We start from the raw sequence: 2,779 nt of genomic DNA on the forward strand, positions 1-2,779 counted from the left end.
GGTGTACGCGGTGCCGTTGGTCAGGCCCGTGACGCTCGCCGTCGTCGCGGGCGGGTTGCCGGTGACGGTCACCGGGGTCAGGGTGGTCGTGCCGGCATGCGGGGTGACCGCGTAGGAGATGATCGGAGAACCGCCGTTGTTCGGCGCGGTCCAGGACACGGTCGCCGAAGCATCCCCCGCCGTCGCCCTCACCCCGGTCGGGGCCGCAGGCGCCGTCGCCGCAGCCACGGGAGTGACCGGCGCCGACGCGGCCGACGCCGGTGAGGTGCCGATCGCGTTCGTGGCCGTCACCGTGAAGGTGTAGGCCGTCCCGTTCGTCAGACCCGTCACCGTCGCCGTCGTCGCCGGCGGGTTACCGGACACCGTCACCGGCGCCAAAGCCGTGCCGCCGGACGAAGGCGTCACCGTGTACGAGGTGATCGCGGAGCCGCCGTTGCCCGGCGCGGTCCAGGACACGGTTGCGGAGGCGTTGCCCGCCGTCGCGCTCACCCCGGCAGGGGCGGCAGGCGCCGTCGCCGCAGCCGTGGGGGTGACCGGGGCCGACGCCGCCGACGCCGGCGAGGTGCCGATGGCGTTGGTGACCGTGACCGTGAACGTGTAGGCGGTGCCGTTGGTCAGGCCCGTCACCGTGGTGCTGGTAGCGGGCGGGTTCCCGGACACCGTCACCGGGGCCAGGGTCGTGGCGCCGGCATGCGGGATCACGGCATAGGAGGTGATCGGAGAACCGCCGTTCGCGGGCGCCGTCCACGACACGGTCGCGGAGGCGTTCCCCGCCGTCGCCCTCACTCCGGTGGGAGCCGCAGGCGCCGTCGGGGCCGTGATTATGACTTGGCTAGCGGTGACCACGTCCGTCCACGGACCGGCGGGCACATCGGGGTCGTCGACGAAGTGCCAGGCAACGTGGTCAGTGTCGCCATCAAGCTCGGCGTAGCCGAGACAGCCGTTCAGCGCCGGGGAAACGTCCATACCAGCGCCTTGGGTCGGGTCCCCCGAGTAGCGGGTGTTCGCCGGCCGCGCGTCCGTGGACCCGAAGACGTAGGCAGCGTCGTGGTAGAGAGTGCCGCTTGAGGGTCCGGCGTCTTCGATCTGGCCATAGCATGTTCTACCGTTCGGTCCGGTGATGGCTACCCACCGGTTTTTCATGTAGCTGAACCCCTGGTCGGTACAGTGCCCTGCATATCCAGGATCATTGGCCCACGGGATGTTGGTGCATCGGTTGGCGAAGCCGATCGGATCGTTCAGGTCGTCGTATGGCAAGGTGAGGTAGAAAGGATTCTGCAAGGGCTTTGTCTGCCTTGTCGGGAAGTAGTCTGTCGTCGCACTCCTGACCTCAGTGGAACAGGTGAACGTGGCATACGTTGTGCCACGGTTATCGACACCATCGCATCCTCCCCAAGGCGAGCCGGGGCAGCCAGCTGCTGAAGACGGGGCGACTCCCTTGATTACCCCGGTATGACTGAGGGCCCATTGTGCATCGTAAGTTGAGCAGATCTGGGATCCGTCAGAAGCGTTCGCATTGAAGACCTCGCCGACCCAGAACGTGGTGGAAACGATGTTGGTGTGAATCGGGTAGGTTCTGGTGACGGCTTGGGCGGGATTTGCGGCAAACCCGGCGAGGACGAGTATCAGTGCAACCAGCATGGTCAGGACGTTTCCGCTAGTGTTCCAGCCTTTTCGGCTGTCATCGGAAATCGGATCAACATTCGGTCCCCGGCGCATGAAAGGTCTGGGGTTCCGCAGGCCTGCACGAAACTTCATCTCTATCGTCCGTTCTACTCGCTACTAGGCAGCAGGACTTTAGGCGGTCCTCCGGCCAGGCACGAAGCCCGGCGCGTCAAGCCAGCCCTAATCAGCCATGACTCAGGCAGTCCTCTATCCCGTGACTGTTAGAGCACGCCGTTCAGTGGTTGGTGAGGGTGACGTCGTCGAGGTACATCCAGGTGTCATCCGCCGGGCTGGACCCGTCGAGGTGGACGTTGAACCAGAGCGTGATGGTCTGGCCCTTGTATGCGGAGAGATCGGCGCTGAGCTGGGTCCAGGTGCCGTTGTCGTTGCAGAGCTTGAACAGGCTGCCGAGGACCGTGCCGTTGGTGGAGCGGACCTGCGCTTCCATCCAGTCGTAGGCGCAGGCGTTGCCGGTGCATGGGTCTTCTGCGCTGTGGGGCTGGTACCAGAAGGACAGTGTGGTGGTCCCGGTGGCGGGGACGGTGATGGTCTGGGCCAGGCTGCTGTCGCCGAGGGGTTCGTTGCCGGAAGCCAGCCCGAGGAGTGCCGAGCCGGTTCCGGTGTGGGCGGTGGTGGAGGCCACGGGTGCCCTGACCCCGCCGGTGGTCCAGGACGTCAGCCCGGATTCGAACCCGCCGTTGGCAATGCCTGACGTGGTTGTTGCCGTGGGGGTGACCGGTGCCGAGGCCACCGACGCCGGGGACGTGCCGATGGCGTTGGTGGCGGTGACCGTGAAGGTGTAAGCGGTGCCGTTGGTCAGCCCCGTGATGCTCGCGGTCGTCGCCGGCGGGTTGCCGGACACCGTCACCGGGGCCAGGGTCGTGGCGCCGGCATGCGGGGTCACGGCATAGGACGTGATCGGAGAGCCGCCGTTGGCCGGCGCGGTCCAGGACACAGTCGCCGAAGCGTTCCCGGCGGTGGCTGTTACCCCTGTCGGGGCGGCGGGCGCCGTCGCGGTCGCCGTGGGGGCGACCGGGGCCGAGGCCGCCGACGCCGGGGAGGTGCCGATCGCGTTGGTCGCCGTCACCGTGAAGGTGTACGCGGTGCCGTTGGT

At 67.4% G+C, this 2,779-nt stretch carries 2 protein-coding genes; both read right to left on the reverse strand.

Features of this window, described 5'->3' with window-relative positions:
• Positions 1-1,758, reverse strand: a 1,758-nt coding sequence (locus OOZ51_RS22295; RefSeq protein WP_265982156.1) for a fibronectin type III domain-containing protein, incomplete at its 3' end; no start/stop codon positions are given.
• A 142-nt stretch (positions 1,759-1,900) separates the two neighbouring features.
• The coding region (locus OOZ51_RS22300) for a fibronectin type III domain-containing protein (RefSeq protein WP_265982158.1) at positions 1,901-2,779 on the reverse strand (879 nt) is incomplete at its 5' end.

It is taken from the genome of Arthrobacter rhizophilus (assembly GCF_026241105.1).
In the GTDB taxonomy this organism is placed as follows: domain Bacteria; phylum Actinomycetota; class Actinomycetes; order Actinomycetales; family Micrococcaceae; genus Arthrobacter.